General features: G+C 69.6%; 25 protein-coding genes and 1 tRNA gene. 18 read left to right on the top strand and 8 right to left on the bottom strand.

The features are described 5' to 3' along the window. Positions 1 to 2: 2 nt before the first annotated feature. Together ACWEF2_RS20695 and ACWEF2_RS20690 are read right to left on the bottom strand one after the other, a co-directional pair. Entirely contained in the window at positions 3 to 1,241 is a 1,239-nt protein-coding gene (locus tag ACWEF2_RS20695; RefSeq protein ID WP_453817437.1) for a methionine adenosyltransferase, read from the bottom strand. A 4-nt stretch (positions 1,242 to 1,245) separates the two neighbouring features. Then, complete coding sequence (locus ACWEF2_RS20690; protein WP_453817435.1) at positions 1,246 to 2,238, bottom strand: glycosyltransferase family 2 protein; 993 nt, start codon at positions 2,236 to 2,238, stop codon at positions 1,246 to 1,248. A gap of 172 nt (positions 2,239 to 2,410) precedes the next feature. On the opposite strand from ACWEF2_RS20690, the gene ACWEF2_RS20685 reads away from it, so the two are divergent. Both ACWEF2_RS20685 and ACWEF2_RS20680 read left to right on the top strand, forming a co-directional pair. After that, a complete protein-coding gene (locus ACWEF2_RS20685; RefSeq protein WP_453817433.1) occupies positions 2,411 to 3,766 on the top strand; it encodes a tetratricopeptide repeat protein in 1,356 nt (451 codons plus the stop codon). Positions 3,767 to 3,799: 33 nt separating this feature from the next. Beyond that, the gene (locus ACWEF2_RS20680) at positions 3,800 to 4,057 is read left to right on the top strand and encodes a hypothetical protein (protein ID WP_453817431.1); all 258 of its coding nucleotides are present in this window, start codon (positions 3,800 to 3,802) and stop codon (positions 4,055 to 4,057) included. A gap of 95 nt (positions 4,058 to 4,152) precedes the next feature. Here the strand turns inward: ACWEF2_RS20680 and ACWEF2_RS20675 are convergent. Then, positions 4,153 to 4,223: transfer RNA gene (locus ACWEF2_RS20675), tRNA-Gly, on the bottom strand. Between the two features lie 109 nt (positions 4,224 to 4,332). On the opposite strand from ACWEF2_RS20675, the gene dcd reads away from it, so the two are divergent. From dcd to ACWEF2_RS20660, 3 genes are all read left to right on the top strand, one after another. Then, positions 4,333 to 4,908, top strand: a complete 576-nt coding sequence (dcd, locus tag ACWEF2_RS20670) for a dCTP deaminase (protein WP_453817429.1) — start codon at positions 4,333 to 4,335, stop codon at positions 4,906 to 4,908. 590 nt (positions 4,909 to 5,498) lie between these two features. Beyond that, positions 5,499 to 6,116 (top strand): DUF47 domain-containing protein, encoded by a 618-nt coding sequence (locus tag ACWEF2_RS20665; RefSeq protein ID WP_453817427.1) that lies wholly within the window; start codon positions 5,499 to 5,501, stop codon positions 6,114 to 6,116. After that, positions 6,116 to 7,120: an anion permease gene (locus tag ACWEF2_RS20660; protein WP_453817425.1), complete on the top strand. Its 1,005-nt coding sequence runs from the start codon at positions 6,116 to 6,118 to the stop codon at positions 7,118 to 7,120. The genes ACWEF2_RS20665 and ACWEF2_RS20660 overlap by 1 nt, the downstream gene beginning before the upstream one ends. A 63-nt stretch (positions 7,121 to 7,183) precedes the next feature. Here ACWEF2_RS20660 and mshD read toward each other — a convergent pair whose 3' ends face one another. Next, the gene (mshD, locus tag ACWEF2_RS20655) at positions 7,184 to 8,254 is read right to left on the bottom strand and encodes a mycothiol synthase (protein WP_453817423.1); all 1,071 of its coding nucleotides are present in this window, start codon (positions 8,252 to 8,254) and stop codon (positions 7,184 to 7,186) included. A gap of 131 nt (positions 8,255 to 8,385) precedes the next feature. Between mshD and ACWEF2_RS20650 the strand changes: the two genes are divergently transcribed. From ACWEF2_RS20650 to ACWEF2_RS20640, 3 genes are all read left to right on the top strand, one after another. Then, on the top strand, positions 8,386 to 10,182 hold the full coding sequence (locus ACWEF2_RS20650; RefSeq protein ID WP_453817421.1) for a bifunctional metallophosphatase/5'-nucleotidase: 1,797 nt from the start codon (positions 8,386 to 8,388) through the stop codon (positions 10,180 to 10,182). A 168-nt stretch (positions 10,183 to 10,350) separates the two neighbouring features. After that, positions 10,351 to 12,363: an erythromycin esterase family protein gene (locus ACWEF2_RS20645; protein WP_453817419.1), complete on the top strand. Its 2,013-nt coding sequence runs from the start codon at positions 10,351 to 10,353 to the stop codon at positions 12,361 to 12,363. Between the two features lie 79 nt (positions 12,364 to 12,442). Further along, complete coding sequence (locus ACWEF2_RS20640; RefSeq protein ID WP_453817417.1) at positions 12,443 to 13,135, top strand: dienelactone hydrolase family protein; 693 nt, start codon at positions 12,443 to 12,445, stop codon at positions 13,133 to 13,135. A 26-nt stretch (positions 13,136 to 13,161) separates the two neighbouring features. Here the strand turns inward: ACWEF2_RS20640 and ACWEF2_RS20635 are convergent, their stop codons facing one another. Further along, positions 13,162 to 13,875: a winged helix-turn-helix transcriptional regulator gene (locus ACWEF2_RS20635; protein WP_453817415.1), complete on the bottom strand. Its 714-nt coding sequence runs from the start codon at positions 13,873 to 13,875 to the stop codon at positions 13,162 to 13,164. Between the two features lie 225 nt (positions 13,876 to 14,100). Between ACWEF2_RS20635 and ACWEF2_RS20630 the strand changes: the two genes are divergently transcribed. From ACWEF2_RS20630 to ACWEF2_RS20585, 10 genes are all read left to right on the top strand, one after another. After that, positions 14,101 to 14,352, top strand: coding sequence for a MoaD/ThiS family protein (locus ACWEF2_RS20630; RefSeq protein ID WP_453817413.1), 252 nt, complete (start codon positions 14,101 to 14,103; stop codon positions 14,350 to 14,352). Positions 14,353 to 14,542: 190 nt separating this feature from the next. Further along, positions 14,543 to 15,223: an LmeA family phospholipid-binding protein gene (locus ACWEF2_RS20625; RefSeq protein WP_453817411.1), complete on the top strand. Its 681-nt coding sequence runs from the start codon at positions 14,543 to 14,545 to the stop codon at positions 15,221 to 15,223. A gap of 298 nt (positions 15,224 to 15,521) precedes the next feature. Continuing rightward, positions 15,522 to 16,034 carry a sigma-70 family RNA polymerase sigma factor gene (locus tag ACWEF2_RS20620; RefSeq protein WP_355597964.1) on the top strand — a complete coding sequence of 171 codons (513 nt, stop codon included), beginning with the start codon at positions 15,522 to 15,524 and terminating at the stop codon, positions 16,032 to 16,034. After that, positions 16,031 to 16,804 (top strand): anti-sigma factor family protein, encoded by a 774-nt coding sequence (locus ACWEF2_RS20615; protein WP_453817409.1) that lies wholly within the window; start codon positions 16,031 to 16,033, stop codon positions 16,802 to 16,804. The genes ACWEF2_RS20620 and ACWEF2_RS20615 overlap by 4 nt, the downstream gene beginning before the upstream one ends. 69 nt (positions 16,805 to 16,873) lie before the next feature. After that, a complete protein-coding gene (locus ACWEF2_RS20610) occupies positions 16,874 to 17,290 on the top strand; it encodes a thioredoxin family protein (protein ID WP_453817408.1) in 417 nt (138 codons plus the stop codon). 65 nt (positions 17,291 to 17,355) lie between these two features. After that, entirely contained in the window at positions 17,356 to 17,466 is a 111-nt protein-coding gene (locus ACWEF2_RS20605; RefSeq protein WP_355597960.1) for a putative leader peptide, read from the top strand. A gap of 63 nt (positions 17,467 to 17,529) precedes the next feature. Beyond that, on the top strand, positions 17,530 to 17,928 hold the full coding sequence (locus ACWEF2_RS20600) for a DUF4395 domain-containing protein (RefSeq protein ID WP_453817405.1): 399 nt from the start codon (positions 17,530 to 17,532) through the stop codon (positions 17,926 to 17,928). 13 nt (positions 17,929 to 17,941) lie between these two features. Next, complete coding sequence (locus ACWEF2_RS20595) at positions 17,942 to 18,781, top strand: sulfurtransferase (protein WP_453817403.1); 840 nt, start codon at positions 17,942 to 17,944, stop codon at positions 18,779 to 18,781. Beyond that, a complete protein-coding gene (locus ACWEF2_RS20590) occupies positions 18,781 to 19,077 on the top strand; it encodes a DUF1416 domain-containing protein (RefSeq protein ID WP_453817402.1) in 297 nt (98 codons plus the stop codon). The genes ACWEF2_RS20595 and ACWEF2_RS20590 overlap by 1 nt, the downstream gene beginning before the upstream one ends. Before the next feature lie 319 nt (positions 19,078 to 19,396). Beyond that, a complete protein-coding gene (locus ACWEF2_RS20585; RefSeq protein WP_453817401.1) occupies positions 19,397 to 20,686 on the top strand; it encodes a hypothetical protein in 1,290 nt (429 codons plus the stop codon). Here the strand turns inward: ACWEF2_RS20585 and ACWEF2_RS20580 are convergent. The 3 genes from ACWEF2_RS20580 to ACWEF2_RS20570 all read right to left on the bottom strand — a co-directional run bounded on the left by ACWEF2_RS20580 (position 20,676) and on the right by ACWEF2_RS20570 (position 23,430). Continuing rightward, on the bottom strand, positions 20,676 to 21,968 hold the full coding sequence (locus ACWEF2_RS20580) for a hypothetical protein (protein WP_453817399.1): 1,293 nt from the start codon (positions 21,966 to 21,968) through the stop codon (positions 20,676 to 20,678). The two genes, ACWEF2_RS20585 and ACWEF2_RS20580, sit on opposite strands and share 11 nt — an antisense overlap. Beyond that, positions 21,965 to 22,639 (bottom strand): hypothetical protein, encoded by a 675-nt coding sequence (locus ACWEF2_RS20575; RefSeq protein ID WP_453817397.1) that lies wholly within the window; start codon positions 22,637 to 22,639, stop codon positions 21,965 to 21,967. Before ACWEF2_RS20575 ends, ACWEF2_RS20580 begins: the two co-directional genes overlap by 4 nt. 71 nt (positions 22,640 to 22,710) lie before the next feature. After that, positions 22,711 to 23,430 carry a hypothetical protein gene (locus tag ACWEF2_RS20570; protein ID WP_453817395.1) on the bottom strand — a complete coding sequence of 240 codons (720 nt, stop codon included), beginning with the start codon at positions 23,428 to 23,430 and terminating at the stop codon, positions 22,711 to 22,713. Positions 23,431 to 23,571 lie beyond the last annotated feature (141 nt).

Below are 23,571 nucleotides of genomic sequence, written 5' to 3'. Positions count from 1 at the left end.
CTTCAGACGGTGGGGAGCGCGCCGTCCAGCAGCGCGGTACGGATGTCGTCCAGGTCGTCCATCACGACCGTCACCGCCTTGCGGATCAGGTCGAGGTCGAGGCGTTCGTCTCCGGAGGCCTGCACCAGGACCTGCCAAGGGTCTGTGAGGTCGCGTCCCGACTGGGAGACCAGCGCCACGGCGTACGTCCGGCCGGTCTCCTCATGCAGCCTCACCGCGACCCGCTGGGCGGCCAGGTTGTAGAGCTTGCCGACGTGGTAGACGGAGTTCTTGCCCGAGACGCCTTCCATGGACATGGGGCGGAACATCGAGATCAGCCCGTTGACGCGGTTGCCTCGCCCGACCACCCCCTCGTCCCCGGACTCGATCGAGGAGCCGATCGCGGTCAGGTACAGCTCGCGGCGCGCGTCGTCGTCGCGGGTGTTGACCGCCACCTGCACCCGATGGCCGGGAGCCAGGTCGGCGGCGAGGTCGGTGATCAGCTCTCCGGCCTGGGCTCGATGGGCGACGTAGGCGTCCAAGTCGGGAGTGTGCGCGGCGATCTGCGGAACACACGCGGTCACGTGCAACCGCGTCCCGGTGCGCACCACCATGAGCTTGACATCCGTCCCGAACTGCGGGTGCACGGCGGTGAACTTCGGGGACGTCAGAAGGGACTCGACCTTCAGCGCGAGCCGTTCGGCCACGCCGAGCGGGGCGTATCCGACCCCTGCGGAGGTGTCGTTGGCGAACATCCGCTCCAACTCGGGCAGGTCTTCCAGGCTGCGCGGCATGAACCAGAACCGGCGCCCTGCCCGCTGGTCATCGGTCGGCCCGGCGACGGCTCCCGGGCTGGACGCCTGCGACATGCGGGAGCGGATGACCAGGTCGGTCTCCGCGTTCAGCAGCGGCAGGGCGTGGCCGAGGAAGTCCGTCGTCGCGGTGGCGATGATCTCCTCGACCGGGATGACGTGGTCGCCGAGGGCGGGGGTGAGCCGCCCGTTGACCAGGGCGACGATCGGCTCGGTGAGGTGCCCGTGCCCGAAGCCCACCTCGGCCGCGCCGCCGAGCAGCGCGGTCTTGTCGGTGTTGTGGTGCAGGATCGCGCCGAAGTGCTCCAGGCAGTAGATGCTGTACAGACGGGAGACCGCCTCGGCGACGCCGTCGGCGAGTGTGTCAGGGTGTCCGGCTCCTTTGCGCTCGACGAGTTCCATGTCGAGCCGGTCGACGGCGGTCAGGCCGGTCGTGGTGATGAGGTTCATGACGTCAGCACTCCTTGGGAGAAGACAGGGTCGGCAGGCGGAAAGCCGCCCACCGGTGCGGGGAGCGATGGAGGAGGCGGAGGCGTTCGGTGTGGTAGGCGCCGATGCGGATCAGGTCTCGCGCGCCGCGCACCGCACTCGCGCGGTCGAGGAAGCCCCACCCCATGACGAGCGCTTCGAACGCCAGCGCCATGGCCTGCCGGTCGGCCTGGATCGCCGCGGGATGCACTCGCACGCTGGAGTGCATCCGCGCCACGCAGACGCCGTGGCAGAGCCCCTGGGTGAGGAACCAGCGTGCGGTGGTCTCCCGGCGGCCGATGGGGTGGGTGACGACGGCGGCCGGTTCGATCACCGCTGTCAGGCCTCGCTGGACGGCGCGGTCGACCCATTCCAGGTCCTCGCAGTCCAGTGGCAGTCGGCCGCGCCGTCCCAGATCGGTCCGGAATGGGCCGATCCGCAGCGCGGCCGCGCGGTCGATGAGCATGTTGGCCGTGGTGATCCAGTACGGCCAGCCGTAGCCGGTGCGCGCCTGCGGCCACTTCGGCGGGCCGTGGCATTCGAGAAGTGGCAGGCCGGAGGAGACGTGCAGAGGCACGACGGTCCCGCCGGGATAGACGGTGTCCGTACGGCCTCCCACGACTGCGGCTCCTTCCTCCTCGGCCGCGTCGACCAGGAGGGTGAGCCAGTAGGGGTCCGGGGTGACGTCGGGGTCGGTAAGTGCGACGAACCGCCCCCGGGCGGCGAGGATGCCCTGGTTGCGTCCCCGGCTGAGCCCGGCGCGGGGCTCCCGCACGACTCGGACCGGGAACGGCCGGACACCGCGGGCGGCGAGCTCCACGGCGCCGTGCCGCCAGGGTGGATCGTTGTCCACGAGGACGACTTCCAGCCTTTCCAGGGGAAACCTCTGCTCGGCGAGCGAGGCCAGAAGGCTCCGCACGTGGAGCCCGTTTCCTCGTACCGAGGTCACCAGCGACACCAGGGGCTGCCGCTCACGCATCGTCGTCCCGCCCTTCACCGTCCGTTCGAACCCGGTGAACGCATGACAGCAAGCACTCTCGGTGTCTGACTACGGACAACGTGTTGCCGGAGTGTTGCCGACTTCCCCTGACCGCCTTGTCAGGCAAGTACGGTGAGCGTGCAGGGACCGGTTGTGGTTGAGGAGCCGCGCGATGGGAAGTGAGTCCTACCGGCACCCGCTGGCCGCGTTACGCGCCCAGCTGGGCCTGTCCGCCAGTGAGTACCTGACTCTGCTGGACCGCCGGCATCGCGAGCTCGGTCACGGAGCGATGGCAATACGCCGGGAGAAGGTCGCCCGCTGGGAGGCGGGCCGGTACACGCCCGAGCTGACCGCCCAACTGGCCATCGCCAGCCTGCACGGCATCGCCGAGCAGGCCGTACATGAACTCGGCTGGCCTGACTGGCTCCTGCTCACCTTTCCCGACGACCGAACTGCCCTTGGCGCCCCCTGGACCCTGGAAGGTACCGTGGCTTCAATGGCCGCTTCCAGGCGGGGAGGATCCATGGACCGTCGAGGATTCCTGATAGCCACTGGGGCGACACTGGGTGGCATCGTCACACAGTGGAGCGAGTCGTTCAACCAACTGCCCACCGCATCGGCGGGACGGCGAACCATTACCGTTGACACGGTCACCCGCCTCGAGCAACGCCTCGACGACCTGCGCCACCTGGACGACGTCCTCGGTGGAGGAGAGCTCCGGCAAATCGCCACCGCGGAGCTCCAATTGATCAGCTCTCTCGCCGACAAGGCCACCTACACCTCCGAGACAGGACGCCGCCTGTTCACGACCGTCTGTGAGGCCGCACGCATCTGCGGCTGGCAGCACTTCGACGCGGGCCGGCAGGCCGCCGCGCAGAAGTACTTCATCACCGCGCTACGGGCCTCGGCCACCGCCGGAGACCCGGAGGCCGGCGCGCATGTTCTGGCCTTCATGGCGATCCAGACCTACTCCGTCGGGAACCCGCAGGACGCGGTCAACCTCGTCCAGACCGCGCAGAACCAGACCGGGCGGCGCACCACTCCCCGGGTCCGGTCGATGCTTCACGTCCGGGCGGCCCGTGCCCTGTCCAAGACACCCCACGGTCGGAACGCCTGCGCCCATGAGCTGTCCCTGGCCCGCGAGACCTTCGCCCAGGGATCACACGACGACGACCCGCCCTGGACCTACTGGATGACCGAAGGCGAGATCGAGATGCTCGCCGGGGCGTGCGCCCTCGACCTGGGCGACCCTCGGCAGGCGCTCCGTTCCTTCGAGGCCGCCCGTGTCGCGGAGTACTCCGCCGACGGCTACGTCCGCGACAACGCTCTCTATCTCACCCGGGCGGCTGAGGCCCACTTTGCGCTCGGCGAGATCGAAGAGGCTTGCACGGCCGCACGGCAGGCTTTCGAGCAGAGCGGCGGTGTGGACTCCACCCGCCCATCCGGAGCCATCGCCGACCTCCGTAAACGACTGAGGCCCCACCGCCAGACCCCGATCGTGCGAAACTTCCTCGAACTCACCGCCTGACGGAACCGCGCGGGAAAATTCGGCTTCCGAACATTGGTCATTCGCCCCGGAATCCCGAAGGTCTACATTCACGACCTGCGGCACACGGGCAACACCCTGGCGGCGCTGACCGGGGCGTCGCTCAAGGAGCTGATGGCGCGGATGGGCCACTCCAGCACCAAGGCGGCGATGGTCTACTTGCACGCGGCCAAGGACCGAGACCGAGCTATCGCCGACGCCCTCGGGGAGATCGTCAGGGAAGGACTCAAGCCTGAAGAAGACGAGCCTCCCGCCAAGAGCAAGATCAACTGATCTGGCACGGAACTGGCACGCGAGGGGGAAATGACCCCGGAAACAATCAAGGCCCAGATCGGGAAACCGTCCCTGACCTGGGCCTTCATGGTGAGAGCGGGTGACGGGAATCGAACCCGCGCTGTCAGCTTGGGAAGCTGATGTTCTGCCATTGAACTACACCCGCAGCGGTGGGCCGCGCCCTCTACTGTAGCGGAAACTCGGAGGGCTCTTGCCGTTGTCGGAGGGGAGTTTCCCGGTCTGTGGGGTGGTGGGGCGTTGGTAGGTTGCCTCACGTGCTGCTTTCCGACCGTGACATCCGTACCGAGATCGAGTCCGGCAGGGTCAAAATCGATCCCTTCCAGCCGGAGATGATCCAGCCGTCGAGCATCGACGTGCGGCTGGACCGCTACTTCAGAGTCTTCGAAAACCACCGATATCCCCACATCGATCCGTCGATCGAGCAGCCGGACCTGACACGGGTGGTCGAGCCCGAGGGGGACGAGCCGTTCATCCTGCATCCCGGTGAGTTCGTCCTGGCCAGTACCTACGAGGTCATCACGCTTCCCGACGACGTCGCCTCGCGGCTGGAGGGGAAGAGTTCGCTGGGCAGGCTGGGCCTGCTCACCCATTCCACGGCGGGTTTCATCGACCCGGGGTTCAGTGGGCATGTGACGCTGGAGCTGTCCAATGTCGCGACGCTGCCGATCAAGCTCTGGCCCGGTATGAAGATCGGCCAGTTGTGCATGTTCCGTCTCAGCTCGCCCGCCGAGCATCCGTACGGCTCGCAGAAGTACGGCTCGCGGTATCAGGGGCAGCGGGGGCCGACGCCGAGTCGTTCCTATCTGAACTTTCACCGGAGCCGGATCTAAAGGGACCCTGCTCACCGGTCGTGGTGGCCGGCCGTCGCCCTCAGGGCGGTGCCGTCGTCCTCAGGCCGGTGTCGTCGTGTCGCTCGATGGTGGTTCGGGCGTCTGCGGTACATCCGGTGGCCGTCGTGCCGATCGGGATTCAACCGGATGAATGGTCTGATCTGACATCAATCATCCTTACTGGCCGTTTACATAGGTCAACACGACGAAGTCAGCCGAGAGGGTGAGATTCCTGAGAGTGGGGCGGTTCGACGGCCTTATGTTTATAGGAATGTATGCATAAGTGTAGCTAAGGGTTGGCATACCTGGCATAAGAGGCCGGTAGGTGAGGACAAGATGAAGGTTCGCCCCAAAAAGGTTAGGGAAGAGGAGGGTGGCTCCATTTGGGGCGCGTGACGGCGTAGCGTGACCGCAAGTCAATGCGATGGTCACCGGAAACGGAAACCCTGGAGGACCCTCGACCCTGATGTCGTCGGCCACGTTATGGCCGGCGGCGATAGGAAAGGTCGGGTGTTCAAAAAGGTGAGGCCCTATCTCCGCCGGTGACCGTACGTTTCCAACGTCCCATCCCCGCATATCTGGAGAGCGACGTGCCCCTGCGCCTTACGCCCAGCGAGGACAGCTACTACGAGATGTTCGCCGCCTTGGGGAATAACCTCGTCACAGCGTCCCACCTGCTGTCGGAAATCGTCAGCGACGGATCGGACAGGCGGGCTCTGGCCGAAAAGCTGCGTGCCTGTGAGCACGCCGGCGACGAGCGTACTCACTCGATCATGAGCCTGCTCAGCAGGAGCTTCATCACCCCCTTCGACCGAGAGGACATCTACCGTCTCGCGTCGGCCCTCGACGACGTGATGGACCACATGGAGGCCGCCGCCGACCTCATGGTCCTCTACCAGGTCGACGAGCTCCCCAAGGACGTCGTCCAGCAGGTCGAGGTTCTGACGATGGCCGCCGAGCTGACCGCCGAGGCCATGCCCCGGCTGCGCTCGATGAAGAATCTGAGCGACTACTGGATAGAGATCAACCGGCTGGAGAACCAGGCCGACCGGATCTACCGTCACCTCCTCGCCTCCCTCTTCAACGGCGAAAGCGAAGGGTTGGCCTGGTTCAAGGTGAAGGAGGTCGTCGACCAGCTGGAGATGGCCGCGGACGCGTTCGAGCGGGTGGCCAATACCATCGAGTCGATCGCGGTCAAGGATAGCTAGTGGACCTGACGCTGGTACTCATCATCGGCGTGGTGGTCGTGGCCTTGGCCTTCGACTACACCAACGGCTTCCACGACGCCGCCAACGCGGTCGCGACCGCGGTTTCGACACAGGCGTTGAAGCCGAAGACCGCTTTGATCATGGCCGCGGGGATGAACTTCCTGGGTGCGAACCTCGGCACACAGGTGGCGTCGACCGTCGGAAAAGGCATCATCGACGCCCCCAAGGGCACGCACGGCCTGGTGATCGTGGCCGCGAGCCTGCTCGGCGCGATCGCCTGGAACATCGTCACCTGGTACTTCGGCCTGCCCTCGTCGAGCAGTCACGCGCTGATCGGCGGCATGGTCGGTGCGGCGCTCGCCTCGTCGAGCATCATCCATTGGGAGGGCGTGTTCCACAAGGTCGTCATCCCGATGATTCTCTCGCCGTTGGTCGGGTTCACCCTGGCGGGGGCCATCATGATCGGCTTCCTGTGGACCTTCCGCCGCTCCAACGCACCCAAGGTCAACCAGGGCTTCCGCCGCTCGCAGATCATCTCGTCCGGGGCGCTGGCCCTCGGACACGGTCTGCAGGACGCGCAGAAGACCATGGGTGTGATCTTCCTGGCGCTCGTGGTCGGCGGGTTCAAGAACAACGGTGATCCGATCCCGCAATGGGTCATCCTCTCCGCCGCGACGGCCATCTCGCTGGGCACCTACGCCGGTGGCTGGCGGATCATGCGGACGCTCGGCCGCCGGATCTCCACGGTCACCCCTCCCCAGGGGTTCGCCTCGGAGTCCGCCGCCGCGTCCGTGCTCTACATCGCGGCCTTGGGCTTCGGCGCGCCCATCTCCACCACCCACACGGTTACGAGTTCGATCATGGGTGTGGGTGCGGCCCGGCGTCTGTCGGCGGTGCGCTGGGGGGTCGCGGCCAACATCGTGACCGGCTGGGTTCTCACGATCCCCGCCGCGGCGCTCGTCGGAGCACTGGTCTACTACGGGTTCCACTGGGTTTTCGAGTAGAACCCGGACGAACGCGATGGGACGTCGATCGAGTGGCTGCGATCGGCGTTCCATCGCGTCTCGTCATTTCCGGTACATGACGTCGACGTCCCACCGGGTGAAGCCCAGCTTCTCGTAGAGGCGGATCGCCGCGGTGTTGCTCTCGTCCACGTACAACATCACCTGGGCCAGGCCCCGCGACCTCAGGTGGGCCAGGCCCGCGAGCGTCAGCGCCCTGCCCAGTCCGCCGCCCTGCTCGGCGGGATCGACGCCGACGACGTAGACCTCGCCGATCGGCTCGTGTCCGTGGCCGTCGTCGCCGTGCACCTTGGTCCAGTGGAAGCCCACCAGTCGCTCGCCGCCCGCCGAGCCGTCCCGCCCCTTCACGACGCCGGTTGGGCCGGTCCGCTCCGTGAAACCGGTGGCCCCGACCTGCCGTTCCGCGAGGCTCTCGGCCCGGGTCCGCCGTTCCGTGGGGCTCTCGGACCCGGTCAGCCGCTCCGTGAGCTGCGTGGGGGCGGTTTCACGCACCGCGAGGAAGAACCCCGCCGGGTCGAACCACGGCTCCTGCTCGCGCCGCCTCAGATCCTCGACGGTCCACGCTCCCTGCTCGGGGTGGTCGGCGAACGCCTGGGCGTTGAGCGCCACCAAGGACTCCTCGTCGGAGGATCCCGGCTCGAATGCGCGCAGCCGTACGCCGGGGGGGAGGTCGAAGCCGGGGACCGCCGCGAGCAGGGGGCGGCGCATCTGCCACAGCGATCTGACCTTGGTGAACCCGGCCGACACGGCGAGGGCCTCGGCTCCCGTGTGGTCGCCGTGCGCCCACAGGCGGAGCCGCCCTCCACTCCGCTCCAGTACGGCGCGGAGCAGACGCCGCCCGTACCCGCGCCTCCGGAACGCGGGGTGGATCACCAGTTCCCCGCTGGGCCCCTCGACGGGGTCGGTCGGGTCCACGTGCGCGTAGCCCACGAGGTCGTCCCCGGCGTACAGGAGTACGGCCCCCGCCTGCTCGTCCCCGCCGTAGCGGAGGTGCAGCATCACATGTTCGTTGAGCGGCCTGACCCCGTCGGCCTCCGTGGCGGCCTCGACGACTTCGAGGACGGCGGCCACCTGTTGTTCGTCAAGTCGTCCCCTGTGTTCCACGCGCACGTTCATGTCCTGGACTCTAGGCGGCCCCGGATTCCAGGGGATCGCCGGGGACTGGCAAAAACCGCCATGTGATGCATCGGTTAATCGTTACCTCTCGGACATTCCTTCCATGGGTTGCCGATTTAATGTCGTGGTTCATGATGCCTCGCTCCTTTCAGCGGTTGGTCATGGCCGGGGTCCTCGCCGGAACCGGTCTCGTGCTCGTGACGGGTCCGGCGGAGGCGGGCGGCAAGCCTCCCAAGACGGTGCCGGTCCGCCTGCTCGCCCTGAACGACTTCCACGGCAACCTCGAACCGCCGACCGGCTCGTCCGGCCGGATGGTCGACGAGACCGGCGCCACCGTCGAGGCGGGCGGCGCCGCCTACGTGGCCACGTATCTCAGGCGGTTGTCCGACGAGAACACGCTCAAGGTCGCCCAGGGCGACCTGATCGGCGCCACCCCGCTGCTGTCGGCGGCCTACCACGACGAGCCGTCGGTGGAGTTCCTCGGCAAGGTGGGCGTCACCGCCTCGGCCGTCGGCAACCACGAGTTCGACGAGGGCTACGCCGAGCTGAGGCGGATCATGCGTGGTGGCTGCCACCCGGTGGACGGCTGCTCGCCCGCCGGCACGTGGAAGGGGGCGGGCTACAGCTATCTCGGCGCCAATGTGATCTTCAAGCGGCCGGACGGGGCCGCCGAGCGGGAGGCGCTCGCCGCGTTCGGCGGGCAGAACACCGGCCCGCTGCGCGCGCCGCTGAAGGACTACGGCATCCCCGCGCTCCCCCCGGTCACCGTCCGCTGGATGAACGGTGTGCCGATCGGCTTCATCGGCCTGGTCACCCGGACCACCCCGAACATCGTCACCTCCGAGGGGGTCGAGGACCTGGAGTTCGTCGACGAGGTCAAGGCGGCCAACGTCGCCTCCCGGCTGCTCAGGCTCGTCGGCGTCAAGGCCCAGGTCGTGCTGGTGCACGAGGGCGACCAGGTCACCCCCGGCCGGTCGCCCGACGCCTGTAGCGCCCAGCCGGGGGTGGGCAACCGGATCGCCACCCAGGTCGACGCCGAGATCGACATGATCCTCAGCGGTCACTCCCACCAGGCATACCTGTGTACGGTGTCCGACCCCAAGGGCGGTACGCGCCTGTTCAGCCAGGGCGGCTCCTTCGGCAGGGTGATCACCAAGGTCGACTTCCAGGTGGACGTCCGTACCCGTGACGTCGTGCGCTCCTCGGTTGTGGCCGACAACCAGGTCGTGACCAGGACCGTCACCCCGGACCCGGAGATCGCCGCGTTCGTCCAGAGCTGGAAGGACCGCGTCGCACCGGTGGCCAACCGGCCGATCGGCAGGATCACGGCCGACATCGTCAACACCCCGTCCCCGTCGGGAGAGTCCCCCCTGGGCAACCTCATCGCCGACGGCCAGCTCGCCGCGACCAGGACCGGCGGCACCGCCCAGGTCGCGCTGATGAACCCGGGCGGCGTGCGCGCCGGCCTCACCTACCCGAGTTCGCCCGCGGGCGAGGGCGACGGCGTGGTGACCTACGGCGAGGCCTTCACGGTGCAGCCGTTCAACAACCTCACGCAGGTGGTCACCCTCACCGGTGCCCAGCTCAAGACCGTTCTGGAGCAGCAGTTCACCGGCGGTCCCAACGCCCAGCCCTTCAACAAGATCCTGCAGCCGTCGTCGAACCTCACCTATACCTACAGCAGGGGCGCGGCCTGGGGGGCGAAGGTCTCGGACATCAAGATCGACGGTGTCGCGGTGACGGATACCCGGAGCGTCCGGGTCGCCGCCAACAACTTCCTGGTCGGCGGGGGTGACGCCTTCCTGGAGTTCAGGAACGGCACGGACCTGTGGAGCGGCCCGCTCGACATCGACGCCTTCGCGGCCCACTTCGCCGCGAACCCGCTGATCACGCCCCCGGTTCCCAACCACATCACCGTCGTCCCCTAGGCGGTCCGGGGTGCCCGGCACGGGCGCGGGGCCGTACCCGTGCCGGTAAAGACAGGGGGCGCGCCGGGTAAAACTCGTGACACGTTCCCGGTGCTCAACGGTCAGTCATCGCAGTTCGGGCATGTTTCAGGAAGGCGGGGCGAACTACGCCAACCGGAGGTGGCGGCTGTGTCAGACCGTCTGTTCCAGGATCGGCGGGATGCCGGTCGCGTCCTGGCGAGTCTTCTGAGGCGTTACCGGGGCATGCCGGATGTCGTCGTCGTGGGGCTGCCCCGGGGCGGCGTGCCCGTGGCCTATGAGATCGCCATGGCCCTCGGTGTCCCGCTCGACGTCTTCCTCGTCCGCAAGCTGGGCCTCCCCGGCCGGGAGGAGCTGGCGATGGGGGCGATCGCCGGGGGCGGGGTCATCGTGCTCAACGAGGACGTCGTCCGGGCGCTGGGTGTCTCGCCGGAGACCGTCCGGCAGGTCGCCGAGCGCGAGGGCCGCGAACTTCTCAGACGGGAGCGGGTCTACCGGGAGGGGCGCCCGCCGCCCGACCTCATGGGCAGGACCGTCGTCGTGGTGGACGACGGGCTCGCGACGGGCGCGAGCATGCGTGCCGCCGTCGAGGCCCTCCGCCGCCGGCGTCCGGCCGAGATCGTCGTCGCGGTCCCCGCCGCGCCGGAGTCGACCTGCCGCGAGCTCGGCGTCCTGGCCGACGAGGTGGTCTGCGCCACCACGCCCTCTCCCTTCGTGGCGGTCGGGATGTCCTACTGGGACTTCACCCAGACGACCGACGAGGAGGTGCAGGAGCTCCTCCGCGCCGCGTCGAGATCACGGCCGGTGGAGGCCGACCCGCAGGACCCCCCCGAGGTGGCGGTCGTCCGCGCGCAGGCCCTGCCCACCGAGGAGGGGGTGCCGCGCGACGAGGATCTCTTTGATCTGGTGGGTGACGCGCGTCTTGTCCTGATCGGGGAGTCCTCGCACGGCAGCCACGAGTTCTATCGGGCGCGTGCCCGCATGACACGGCGGCTCATCGAGGAGCGCGGCTTCTGCGCGGTGGCGGTGGAGGCGGACTGGCCCGACGCCTACCGGGTGAGCCGCTACGTCCTCGGACGCGACGACGACGCCACCGCCGAGGAGGCGCTGCGCGGCTTCGAGCGTTTCCCGACCTGGATGTGGCGCAACGCGGAGGTGCTGGACTTCGTCGGGTGGCTGCGCGGGCACAATGACCGGGCCGGGGAGGAGGAGAGGGCGAAGGCCGGTTTCTACGGGCTGGACCTCTACAGCCTGTACCGGTCGATCCACGAGGTCGTCGCCATCCTCGAACGGGTCGATCCGGAGGCCGCGGCGCGCGCCAGGGAGCGCTACGCCTGCTTCGACCATCACGCCGGTGGCGACGGCCAGGCGTACGGCTTCGCCGCCGCGTTCGGGGCCGGTGAGTCGTGCCAGGGGCAGGTGGTCGAGCAGCTGGCCGACCTGCAGCGCCACGCGCTGGAGTACATCCGGCGGGACGGGACGCTCGTCGAGGACGAGGTCTTCCACGCCGAGCGGAACGCGCGGACCGTCAAGGCGGCCGAGGAGTACTACCGCACGATGTTCAGCGGGAGGGTCTCCTCCTGGAACCTGCGCGACCGCCACATGGCCGACACCCTGGACGCGCTCGCCGACCACCTCACCCGCGGGTACGGCCGGCCCGCGAAGATCGTCGTATGGGCCCACAACTCCCACGTCGGCGACGCCCGGGCGACGGAGGCCGCGGCCCGCGGCGAGCTCACCATCGGTCAGCTGGTCCGCGAGCGGCATCCGGGGGACTCCCGCCTCATCGGCTTCACCACCTACACCGGCACCGTGACGGCGGCCGACGACTGGGGCGCCCCGGCCGAGCGCAAGCGGGTACGGCCCGCGCTCGCCGGATCGGTCGAGGAACTGCTCCACGAGACCGGCAAGAAGGAGTTCATGCTCCTGTTCGGCTCCGCGTCCCCGGCCGCGGAGGCGCTCCGCCCACCGCGGCTGGAACGGGCGATCGGCGTCGTCTACCGCCCGAGGACCGAACGGCGGAGCCACTACTTCCACGCCCGGGTGGCCGACCGGTACGACGCGCTGATCCACATCGACGAGACGCGGGCGGTCGAGCCGCTGGAGCGGACGGCCGGCTGGGAGCGGGGAGAGGTCCCCGAGACCTACCCGGCCGGTGTCTGACCAGCCGGGGGCGCGCGGGTGTCCGGGTTCGAGGGGGAGGGCCCAGGAAGAAGGGGGAAGACATGTCGAAGGGGAGAACATGAACGCCGTCCGGATGAATCTGGAGCATCTGGAGATCCCCGCCGCGGGCGTCACGCTGGGGGCGGACGTGGTGGTGCCGCGGCCGGCGCACGGGGCGGTGCTGTTCGCGCACGGCAGCGGCAGCAGCCGGCACAGCCCGCGCAACCGCTACGTGGCGGGTGAGCTTCACCGGGCGGGACTGGCCACGATCCTCACCGATCTGCTCACACCGGCGGAGGAGCAGGCCGACTTCCGGACGGGCGAGCTCCGTTTCGACATCGGCCTGCTCACCGTACGGCTGGCGGCACTCACCGACTGGCTGGTGGCGCACGAGCCCACCGCCGGCCTGTACGTCGGGCTCTTCGGCGCGAGCACGGGGGCGGCCGCGGCGCTCGCCGCCGCCGCGACCAGGCCGGACGCGGTGAAGGCGGTCGTCTCCCGGGGCGGGCGGCCGGACCTCGCCGGTGACGCGCTCCGGTCGGTTCACCAGCCCACGCTGTTGATCGTCGGAGAGGCCGACCCCGCCGTCGTCAAACTCAACCGTGAGGCTGCGCGGGAGCTGCGCGGTGAGACACGTCTGGAGATCGTCCCGGGCGCCTCGCACCTCTTCGAGGAACCCGGCGCGCTGGAGCAGGTCGCCTATCTGGCCAGGGAGTGGTTCCTGCGCCATCTGTCGCGGGCTCCGGACGGCGGGGAGGAGGGCCCGTCGTGACATCGGGCCGGGTGCGGAACGCGGGACTAGCTGTGGGCGGGTTCGCGGTCTTCTGAGGGCTCGTTGCCGCGTTCGGGGACGAAGCGGTAGCCGACGTTGCGCACGGTGCCGATCAGCGCCTCGTACTCGGCGCCGAGTTTGGCGCGCAGCCGCCGGACGTGGACGTCCACGGTCCGCGTGCCGCCGAAGTAGTCGTACCCCCACACCTCCTGCAGGAGCTGGGCGCGGGTGAAGACCCGCCCGGGGTGTTGCGCCAGATACTTCAGGAGCTCGAACTCCTTGAAGGTCAGGTCGAGCGCGCGGCCGCGGAGCCGGGCGGTGTAGGTGGCCTCGTCGATCGTCAGGTCGCCGTTGCGGATCTCGTCCGGGGCCTCCCCGGCGGCGGACAGGTTCAGGCGGCCCGCGGTGATCCGCAGTCGTGCCTCGACCTCGGCGGGACCGGCGCTGTTCAGGATGACGTCGTCGGCGCCCCAGTCGGCGGTCATCGCGGCCAGGCCGCCCTCGGTGACGATCACCAGCAGGGGACAGGTGATGCCCGTGGTCCGCAGTAGCCGGCAGAGGCTCTTGGCATGGGCGAGTTCGCGGCGTGCGTCGATCAGGACGGCGTCGGCGGGTGGGGTGTTGATCAGCGCGGTGGCCTCAGCGGGGGCGACCCGGATCGAGTGCAGCAGCAGCCCCAGCGCCGGAAGCACCTCGGCCGAGGGCTCAAGGGCGTTGGTGAGCAGCAGTAGGTTGCTCACGATGCCTCCTTCCCCGTGTTATGTCGGCAGTAGCCGTACAAAACGGCTATAGCCATACAAAACACGTAAGGACCCGGGGGCTACGTCGCCCAGGTCCCGTAGTAAGTGAGGATAGCCCACGGGGATGAAGCGTCCAGTGAGGGTCCACCGGGTGAACGTCCTCCTCTCCGTGGATTCCCCGTAACGGGACGGTGGCCGTGCGTGTGTCGAAGGAGTTGGTCGTAGATGGCGAAGGGCACGATTCACTACTGGGCTGCGGCGAAGGACGCCGCGGGTGTCGCCGAGGAGTCCTTTGAGGCGGAGACGCTGGCCGAGTTGATGGCCAACGTCACGCTGGGCCGCGATGAGCTGGCCCGCGTGGTCGGGAGGTCCTCCTTCCTGGTCGACGGCGACCCGGTGGGCAGGAGGGCGCACGGCGCCGTCGTCCTCGCGGAGGGGGCGACGGTCGAGGTGCTTCCCCCGTTCGCGGGTGGCTGATCGGCCGGTGACGGTGGATGCTCGACGAGATGACAGTCAGGTGTAAAGGTGGTCAGGGAGGCATGGGCGATCCTTGAGGAAGTGGACACCCGGGCCGATCTGATCGTTGGTGTGGCGTTTTGGAAACGATTGCCAGGGGATGGGCTGCGGTGACACTCTGGCCGGACCCGGAGAATGAACAGGGAGTCGGATGCGCAAGCTCGCCGCTTTTCTGGTTTTACTGCTCGTTCTCATCGCGATCCTGGACAGGGTGGCCGTCACCGGCGCGCAGCGGGAGATCGCCACGCGGGCGGCCGCGAAGTACGACCTCGACCCCGCGCCCGAGGTGACCATCCTCGGTATCCCGTTCCTGACCCAGGCGATCGCCGGGCGGTACGACGAGGTCAGGGTCGCCGCGGGCCCGATGAGCCTGGCCGGTGTCCACATGTCCAAGGTGGACTTCACCCTCTACGGGGTCACCGCCCCGCTGGAGGACCTGGTACTCCGCGCCGATCGGGTGAACATGCGCGCGGAGCGGGTGGCGGGCACCGTGATCGTCCCGCTGGAGACGCTGAACCAGCGGGCCCCGCGCGGGATCAAGATCAGTGTCAACGGTGACGCCCTCGCCGTCACCGGCGAGATCAGCGTGCTGGGCCGGAAGGTGCCGGTGAAGGCCGACATGAAGATCGAGATGACCGGTGGCGAGGTACGGTTCGTCCCCGGGAGGATCACGCTGGGCGGCGGCATCCCGGTGCCACAGCCCGAGCGGTTTATCACCTACCGGATCCCGATCAAGAACCTGCCGTTCAACCTGAAGGTGACCGATGTGAAGGCCGTTCCGCAGGGAATCCGGATCGCCGGTGAGGCGGCGGACGTACCGCTCCGCGGCTGAGACCGGCTGAGACCGCTTGAGACCGGCTGCGGGTCGGGACAGGCGATAAGCCGGTTGGGGGCGGCTCCGTGGCGTACGCTCGGCAGGCCGCCCCGCAGCCGTCCCATGACCGCCCCGTCTCCCCGGCCGACCCCCCGGACGGCCCCGTGGTCAGCCGTCCTCGAACCCGGATCCGACGCCGTGACAGAGCCAACGCCATGATCGAACCGACTCCGACCGTACCGACCCCGACTGGGCCGCACCGTGACTGGGCCGCACCGTGACTGAACCGATCCGTCCCGCCGTACGTCGTGGGGATGTGAGTCACGCCGGAACCGCCGATGAGCAGCTCGTCAGAGCCCTCTTCGACGAACACGGCGGGCCACTCTACGGCTACGTTCTGCGGCTGACGGGTGACCCGGGGAGAGCGGAGGACGTCGTGCAGGAGACGCTGCTGCGAGCCTGGCGGCATCCTGACGCCTTCAGCGGGCGTCCGATCCGCGCGTGGCTGTTCACGGTGGCCCGCAACCTCGTCGTCGATCAGCACCGGGCGCGCAAGTCGCGTCCTCCGGAGACGGGGGCCGAGGCGCTCGCCGTCGTGCCGGCCGACGACGAGCTGGAGCGGGCCGTCGAGTCCTGGGCGATCGCCGAGGCGCTGGCCACGCTGCGCCCTGAGCACCGCGAGGTACTCGCCGAGGTCTATTACCAGGGAAAGTCGGTCAAGGAAGCCTCCGAGGCGCTCGGTATCCCTGCCGGAACGGTGAAGTCGCGCACGTATTACGCGCTTCGGGCGCTCAAGCTGGCGCTGGAGGAGCGGGGGCTCGCGCCATGATGATGAACTGCGAAGAGGTACGGATGTCGCTCGGGGCGTACGCGCTCGGGGCGCTGGAGCCCGAGGAGTGCGTGTTCGTCGAGGCGCATCTCGCCGAATGCGACGGCTGCCGGGCGGAGTTCGAGGAGCTGACCGGGGTGGTCGCGTTCCTCGGCCGGGTGTCGGAGGAGGACGTGACGCAGGTGGCCAGCCCGCCCCAGGCGGTGCTCGACCGGCTGCTCAACGCCAAGGTCAGACGGCGCAGGATGACCCGGATGCTGCTGTCGCTGGCGGCCTCGGTCCTGGTGGTCGGACTGGGCGGGACCCTGTGGGCGGCCAACCGGCCCGCGCAGGACGGGGGCGGCACCATGGCGCAGTCCCAGGAGCCGGCCGCGGACAGGGCCGGCACCGCTCTCTCGGCGAAGGAGAGCGCGCCCTCGGCCGGGTCCGGCGACGCCCGGATCCTGGTGGGCACCCCGGCCCCCGGCCGCAGGCTGGAGCGCCGGGGCGACGAGGGGCCCGTTCAGGCCACGGTGACCGCGACGGAGCGGGAGGGGACGATCACGGTCAGGATCGTGCTCTCCGGGGTCGCCAGGGGCACTCCCTGCCGGCTGGACGTGATCGGCGCCGACGGTGCCCGGCAGACGGCGGGGAACTGGGTCGTCGACAGGGCCGCCTACGACAAGTCGATCGCCTTCCCCGGGACCACCACGATCCCGCTCGGGAGCATCGCGAAGTTCGAGATCGTCACCGCCCAGGGCCGGATGCTGCTCAGCATCCCCGCGCGCTGAGCCGGTCCCGCCCCCGGGTGGGATCGGGGGCGGGGAATGGTCCGGCGCGGCCGTGTGTTGTCGTGCTCCGTGACCGGATTGACAGTGGTGCTCGTCACACTCGCCGCGGCCACCCTGGTGGGTGTGCTGGTACGGCGGCGCGACGGCGTGCCCCGTGAGGCCGGAGGCGATGTGGAGAGGCTGACGTCCGGCGAGCTCGACGCCCCGCTCGGGGAGCGCGCCACGCTCGTGCAGTTCTCCAGCGCGTTCTGTCAGCCGTGCCGGGCGACCCGCCGGATCCTGTCCGAGGTGGCCGAGCTGGTGCCGGGGGTGGCGCACCTGGAGATCGACGCGGAGTCCCGGCTCGACCTCGTCCGATCCCTGAACATTCTGCGGACCCCGACCGTACTGATCCTTGACGCGTCGGGGCGTGTGGTGAAACGCGCCTCCGGGCAGCCCCGTAAGGCCGACGTCATCGGGGCCCTGGGCCTCGCCGTCGGAGAGTGAAACAGGGCACCCTACTGCTCGCCAAGCCTTTTGGTCTCACAAACTGGACAGGGATGTGACAGACGATGGAACGTCGGGGTAGTGTCATGGGCATGCACCCCACGACAGAGCTGCTGACGAAGCGGCGCGCGGTTGACTTCTGCCGCGTGGCCACCTCACTCTGTCGTACTTCCTAAGGGCGATCTCAAGCGGACTTCGAGCCGCACCGATCTGTGTACCCCCTTCAGGAGCATCGAACGATGCAAGCTGATCCCCGGGCTCTCCGCTTCTCCGCGGCCCTTACCGCCGCTGTTCTCGCGCTCGTCCTGCTGACCGGCAGCGCGTGGCTGCTGGCGGCTCAGGCGGCGGTGTTCGCACTGGGACTCCTCGGCGCCTCGCCGTACGGGATGATATTCAAAGAGATGGTGAAGAGCCCTCCCGCGGAGCCGGAGGACGCGACCCCGCCGCGTTTCGCGCAGGGGGTGGGCCTTCTCTTCGCTCTGATGGGTCTGGTCGGATACGCCGTACAGATCACGCCGCTGGCCCTCGGCGCCGTCGCCGCGGCACTGTTCGCCGCCTTTCTCAACGCAGCCTTCCGTCTCTGTCTCGGCTGCGAGATGTTCCTGATCGTTCGCCGTCTACTACCCGCCGCAAAGTAATCCCGGAGGATCCATGAGCCGTTCCGCCGTCCTGGTGGACGCTGACTGGGTCGAGGCCAACCTCGACACCGCTGGCATCGTTCTCGTCGAGGTTGACGAGGACACCAGTGCCTACGCCAAGGGCCACATCCGTGGCGCCGTAAGGATCGATTGGAAGACCGACCTTCAGGATCCGGTCCGCCGTGACTTCGTGGACCGCGAGGGCTTTCAGGCGCTGCTGTCCGCCCGGGGGATCGGCAACGACGACACCGTGATCCTCTACGGTGGCAACAACAACTGGTTCGCCTCCTACGCCTACTGGTACTTCAAGCTCTACGGCCACGACAACGTCAAGCTGCTCGACGGTGGCCGCAAGAAGTGGGAGCTCGACTCCCGCGAGCTGGTGGAGGACGTCCCCAACCGTCCGGCCACCGACTATCGGGCCAAGGAGCAGGACCTGTCCATCCGCGCCTTCCGTGACGAGGTCGTCGCCGCGATCGGCAAGCTCAACCTGGTCGACGTGCGCTCGCCCGACGAGTTCACCGGCAAGCTGCTCGCTCCGGCGCACGTCCCGCAGGAGGCGGCGCAGCGTGCCGGCCACGTGCCGACCGCCCGTAACATTCCGTGGTCCAAGGCGGCCAACGACGACGGCACCTTCAAGTCCGACGAGGAACTGAAGGCCCTCTACGAGGGTGAGGGCGTCGACTTCGCCAGGGACACCATCGCCTACTGCCGTATCGGCGAGCGCTCGGCCCACTCGTGGTTCGTCCTGCACGAGCTTCTCGACCAGGCCGGCGTCAAGAACTACGACGGCTCGTGGACAGAGTACGGCTCGCTCGTGGGCGTGCCGATCGAACTGGGAGAGGCCCGATAATGACTCAGGGATGCGCTGCTCCGGCACAGACGATCGCCCTTCCGGCCGGGATCGACCTTTCGACCCAGGCCGTCATCCAGGGGGTGGTCTCCGGCACGGGTACGGCTTACGCCCGCCTGCTGGACCACTCCGGCGAGTTCACCGGTGAGGTCGTGGTGTCCGACGAGGGCATCTTCCGCTTCTTCGCCGCTCCCGGTGATTGGACCGTTCGCATCATCGCGAGCGGCGGCGTCACCAAGGACGTCCCCGCCCAGGCCCGCCTGGGCGAGGTCACTCAGCTCGCCGTGGCTGTCTGACCCGCGTCCGATCCACGTCCGGTCACTGTCCGAACCACCTCCGGACCGCGCCCGGCCACCGTCTGATCCGTGTCCGATCCGCTCGGCGGACTCGACGGAGGCGGCACGGGCCCGGCGGAGACGGAACGGACGGAGTTCGGCGAACCCGGCGAAGACGGAACGGAACCGGCATCCCCACCGCGGGGATGCCGGTTCTTTCGCGTCCGGCATCCCCGCGGTCCCTGCCGGAGGGGCCCGGACACGATCCCGCCCCCCGGTGGGCCGGCCGGGGAGGGCACCGCGGACGTTTGGCCGTGGCCGCCCCCGGTGGGGCGCTACCATGCGTCGGGTGTCCGGAACGTCTGCTCTGCCGTCACCGCCCGCCGCCCCCCGGACGCTCTCGGCGTACGGGCTTCCGGTGCACGCGCTCAGGATCTTCGGCGCCTGCGCCCTCTCCCTGGTGCTCTGGTTCTCCACCGGCCGCGCGGTCCGCGCCGGTCTGATGTGGGCGGGCACCGAGGTCTCCCACGGCGATCACCGGCAGGCACGGCTCGTTCTCACCATGCTCATCCTCACGTTGATCGTGCTGAACCAGCTCGTGGTCACGGTCGGCATGCTGTACGCGGTGCGCGGCGCGCTCCGGGAGGTCCGGGTACGGCGAGCCGGGAACGAGGCGCAGGAGAGCCTGTTCGGCGCGCTCAACCGGGCCACGCTGGTCTTCGCCACCGTCTACCTGGCCTGGAGCCTCCACGTCGAGGACGCTCGCGAGTTCACCTCACTCGACATGGTGAGACGGGCCGACCAGGACCTGAAGGGCATCCTGGCCGGAGTTCAGGGAGAGGGAGGCACCGCGCTCACCACGCTGGACGTGCGGCCGGCCGTGGCGATCGCCGCGGCGGCCTACCTGCTGAAGGTCCTGTTCGGCCGGTGGCGGACCGGCGGCAGGGGCGGCGGCGCGCTCGTCACCCTCTTCGAGCTGACCTTCGCCCTCTACGGTGTCGGCGCGCTGTTCGCCTTCGTCTCGGCACGGTCGGAGTGGATGTCGCAGCGGGTCGTCGTGAGCGCGGTCGCCGACTGGGTCGAGCGGGCCGAGCAGGCCGTTCCGTGGTGGAAGACGTTCCTGACCGGGGTCGGCGAGGTCTGGCCGTACGTGGTGGACGCGCTGATCGTCCCGTTCACCTGGCTCACCGTCGCCTCGCTCGTCTACGGCGCCTTCGCCGAGGACACGCGGGCGAGCGTGCGGGGGGCCGGACCGGGCGCCGTGGCCGGCCGGACGGGAGAGCGGCCCCACTCGCTCACCCGCTCCACCCTGTCCCGGGCCGCGGCCGGCCTCCGGGAGCGGTGGGTCCCGCCCGCGAACGCCCTCCGGCTCGCCACCCGCGGCGGCGCCGTGCTCCTCGGCACGTTCTGCCTGTGCTACGTGACGCTCCGGGTGGGGGCCGACTACGCGGATCGGGGCGTGCGGACGCTGATCGGCGCAGAGGAGCCGTACCTCTGGCTGGTCATCAGCCCTCCCCTGGAGTTCGCCAGGGACCTGGTCGTGACGGTGCCGACGATCTGCCTGCTGGCGGCGGCGTTCGACATCGCGGCCACCCGAGGCCGCGAGGCCGGCGAGGCGCTCACCGCCTGAACAGCAGCACCTGATCCCCCGGCTCGACCTTCTCGGTGCCCACCCGATCGAACAGGTCCACCGCCGGCTCCTCCCGCGGCGGTATCCGGAGCGTGCTCGGCCTGATCCGGACCTCGACCTGACCGGCGACCGCCCTGGGCACCAGGCTGGTCGCCTCGTAGTCGTATCCGATGCCGATCCTGTGGTCCTCGCCCTCCGGGGGGAGCCCGTCCTCGTCGATCTCCGCCCGCCAGGTGCGGCCGTCGGGGTGCTGGACCTCGATGTCGGGTTCGCCGCGCCGGATCACGCCTTCGGCGTTCAGGGACGTTCTGGTCACCGTGATCCTCAGCCACCGCTGGTCGGGCTTGATCGGCGGTTTGCCCGGGAGGTTGTCCGCCTGCTCGACCCTGACCCGCCAGGACACGTTCATCAGTGTCCCGGTGCCTCCGGCGGCCACGGTGTGGATCCGGTGGCCGGGTACGCCGCCGCGGTAGAGGCTGTATCCCTGCCAGGTGGGGATGCCGATGGCCAGTGCCACGGCGAGGACCGCGCCGCCGACCCGCAGCGCCGTACGGCGGCGCGGCGGCGGTGCGGCGGCGCCGGGAACCGTGGCGCCCTCCCCCCGCGCCGCCGGATCCCGGGAGCCGGAGCCGACTCCGGAGCCGTCGGAGTCACCGGAACCGGAACCGTCTCCGGGGCCGGCGGGACCGGGGCCGGTTCCGGGGCCGATTCCGAGGGTGGGGACGGGGGCTCCGGGGGCGGAGACTCCGGCGTTGGAGACGGGGCCGGAAGCACGGGGTGGGCCGGGTGAGGGGGCCGCGGGGACGGCCGGGAACGGCTGGGTCGAGGCTCCTGGAGGCTCGTCGGCCGGTCTCGGCGGCGGCGGCCAGACCTGTTCGTCGGGGAACGTCCGCCGGTGGCCGAGCATCCAGTGGGCGTCGGCGGCGGGCCGGGGCTGCGGAGCCTCGGGGGGCCGCCCGGGAACGTCCTGGGGGCCACCGGGGGCATCCCGGGCGATCGGCTGCTCTTCGGCCGCCCGGTCGGCGCTCCGGTCTTCGGAGGCGGTTCGAGGGGCCGGCTGCTCTTCGGACGGGGGGGACCTGTGACCGGGGGCGGACGGGGGCGTTGGCCAGGAACCGGCGGTGGACCAGGGAACCCCCCGGTAGGCGTCCTGCGAGAGGGAGGCCGGGGGTGGTCTGTCCGGTGCGGGGACCTGCTCCCGGCTCTCCTGGGCGGGAGGTCCGGCCGGGGAGGGGAGCCGGTCGTGGCGGCTCTCGTGCTCCGGGGCCGGCGTGCCGGTCACTTGTTGCTCGCCAACTGGTAGACGTCCTTCGCGTTCGAGATCAAGCGCTCTGCGGCGGCCCCGTCGAGCCCCAGGTCGATCTCCACCTCGGGCAGGAGTGCCTCTTCGATGAATCCGTTCTGCGGGGCGAGCACGATCCGGGATCCCGCCAGGGCGGCGGCCGGGATCTCGAACACCACCACGCCCTCGGTCCACCAGCCCACCTGGATGTCGGGGTCGGTGATGGTGAGGGAGCCGTCGATCTTGTCGGTGGCCGCGTACCGCCCGCCGGTCTCGGTCAGCAGCACCGGACGGCCGAGCTTCTGCGGTCCGCGCCCGGCCGTGGCCTCCACGTCGGCGACCAGGAAGATCCCCGAGGTGCCGGCCGACTCCACCCTACCGGTCATATCCGTTGTCTCGACGGCTCTGGTGACATGTATGGTCTTCACCCGTGCGGAGAATCGGGATGCGGAGATCTCGTCCCCCACGCCTCCGGTCCACGTCAGGTGGGCCGTACGCTCCTCGGGAGTCAGGCCGGCGGACTGCAGGCCCACCGCGGCGGCGGCCAGTGCCAGGCCCACGGCCAGCAGACCCGCCCGGCGCGCCGGGCTCGGCGCCCCCAAGGCGGGACGGTGGCGGCGCACGGCCGTTCCGGACTCCGCCGGGGGCGTTCCACGTTCCGCCGGGGACATCCCGGACTCCGCCGGGGGCGTCCCGGGTTCCGTGGCGGCCGTTCCGCGTTCCGCCGGGGACACACCGTTCATCACACCCTTCCCGCCGTCCGGACCGGAAGGGTGACCCGTGCGACGACCTTGGGCGGGGCGTCGGCCTCCTCGCAGTCCCTGACCAGGGACCACTCGCGTTCGAGGTGCGTGAACGACCCCTCGCGCCGCTCGAACGCCCCGACGTCGAACCTGACCCGCGGTGGCACGCTCCCGCTGTCCGGCAGTTCGTACCTGAGCACGACGGTCGCGGGCAGGTCCGGATGCAACTGCCTGCTCGGCGCGGTCTCGCCGCCCCCGCCGCCGCTCCCGAGGTTCCCGCCGTCTTCGCCGGTCTCGCCGCTCCCGGCGGCCGTGCCGGGGATGGAGACGACCGGGCCCGCGTCGCCCTCGACGGCCGGGGTCATTCGCAGCAGGGACTCCGCGTAGAAGAGGCCGGACGTCCCCCCGTCGCCGGGGGCTCCCACCCCGACGGTCTCGTCGCCCCTGTTGGTGACCTGGAGTTCGACCTCCAGAAAGCGCCTGCCCGTCCCGCCGAAAGGATTCGGCCAGACGACGGCGCGGGACTCCACGAACCTGGTGGTGAACCCGCCCTGATCCAGGCTCGCGCCGGGGCCGAGCCGCCTGGGCGGCTCCTCGGGTGCCCGGCGGAGTCCACCGAGGGCTACGGTGACCCCCAGACCGGTGGCCACGGTCAGTGCGATCGCCGGAACCGCGACCGGGCGCCGTCGCCTACGTGCGCCACCAAGGGGAGACGTCATGGCAATGGATGGTAATCGCTGGGCTCCGTCCCACCCGACTCATTCGTCCCTGAAGTAGCGGTGAACATGGGGAAAATACAGCAGATTGGCGGGAACGCTGCCCGAATCGGAGGTCCAACTCTTACGCTGTCTCCGAGGCGG

Source organism: Streptosporangium sp. NPDC004631, assembly GCF_053601935.1.
The sequence above is the reverse complement of the archived record's forward strand: the minus strand, read 5'-3'. Positions and strand labels throughout refer to the sequence as shown.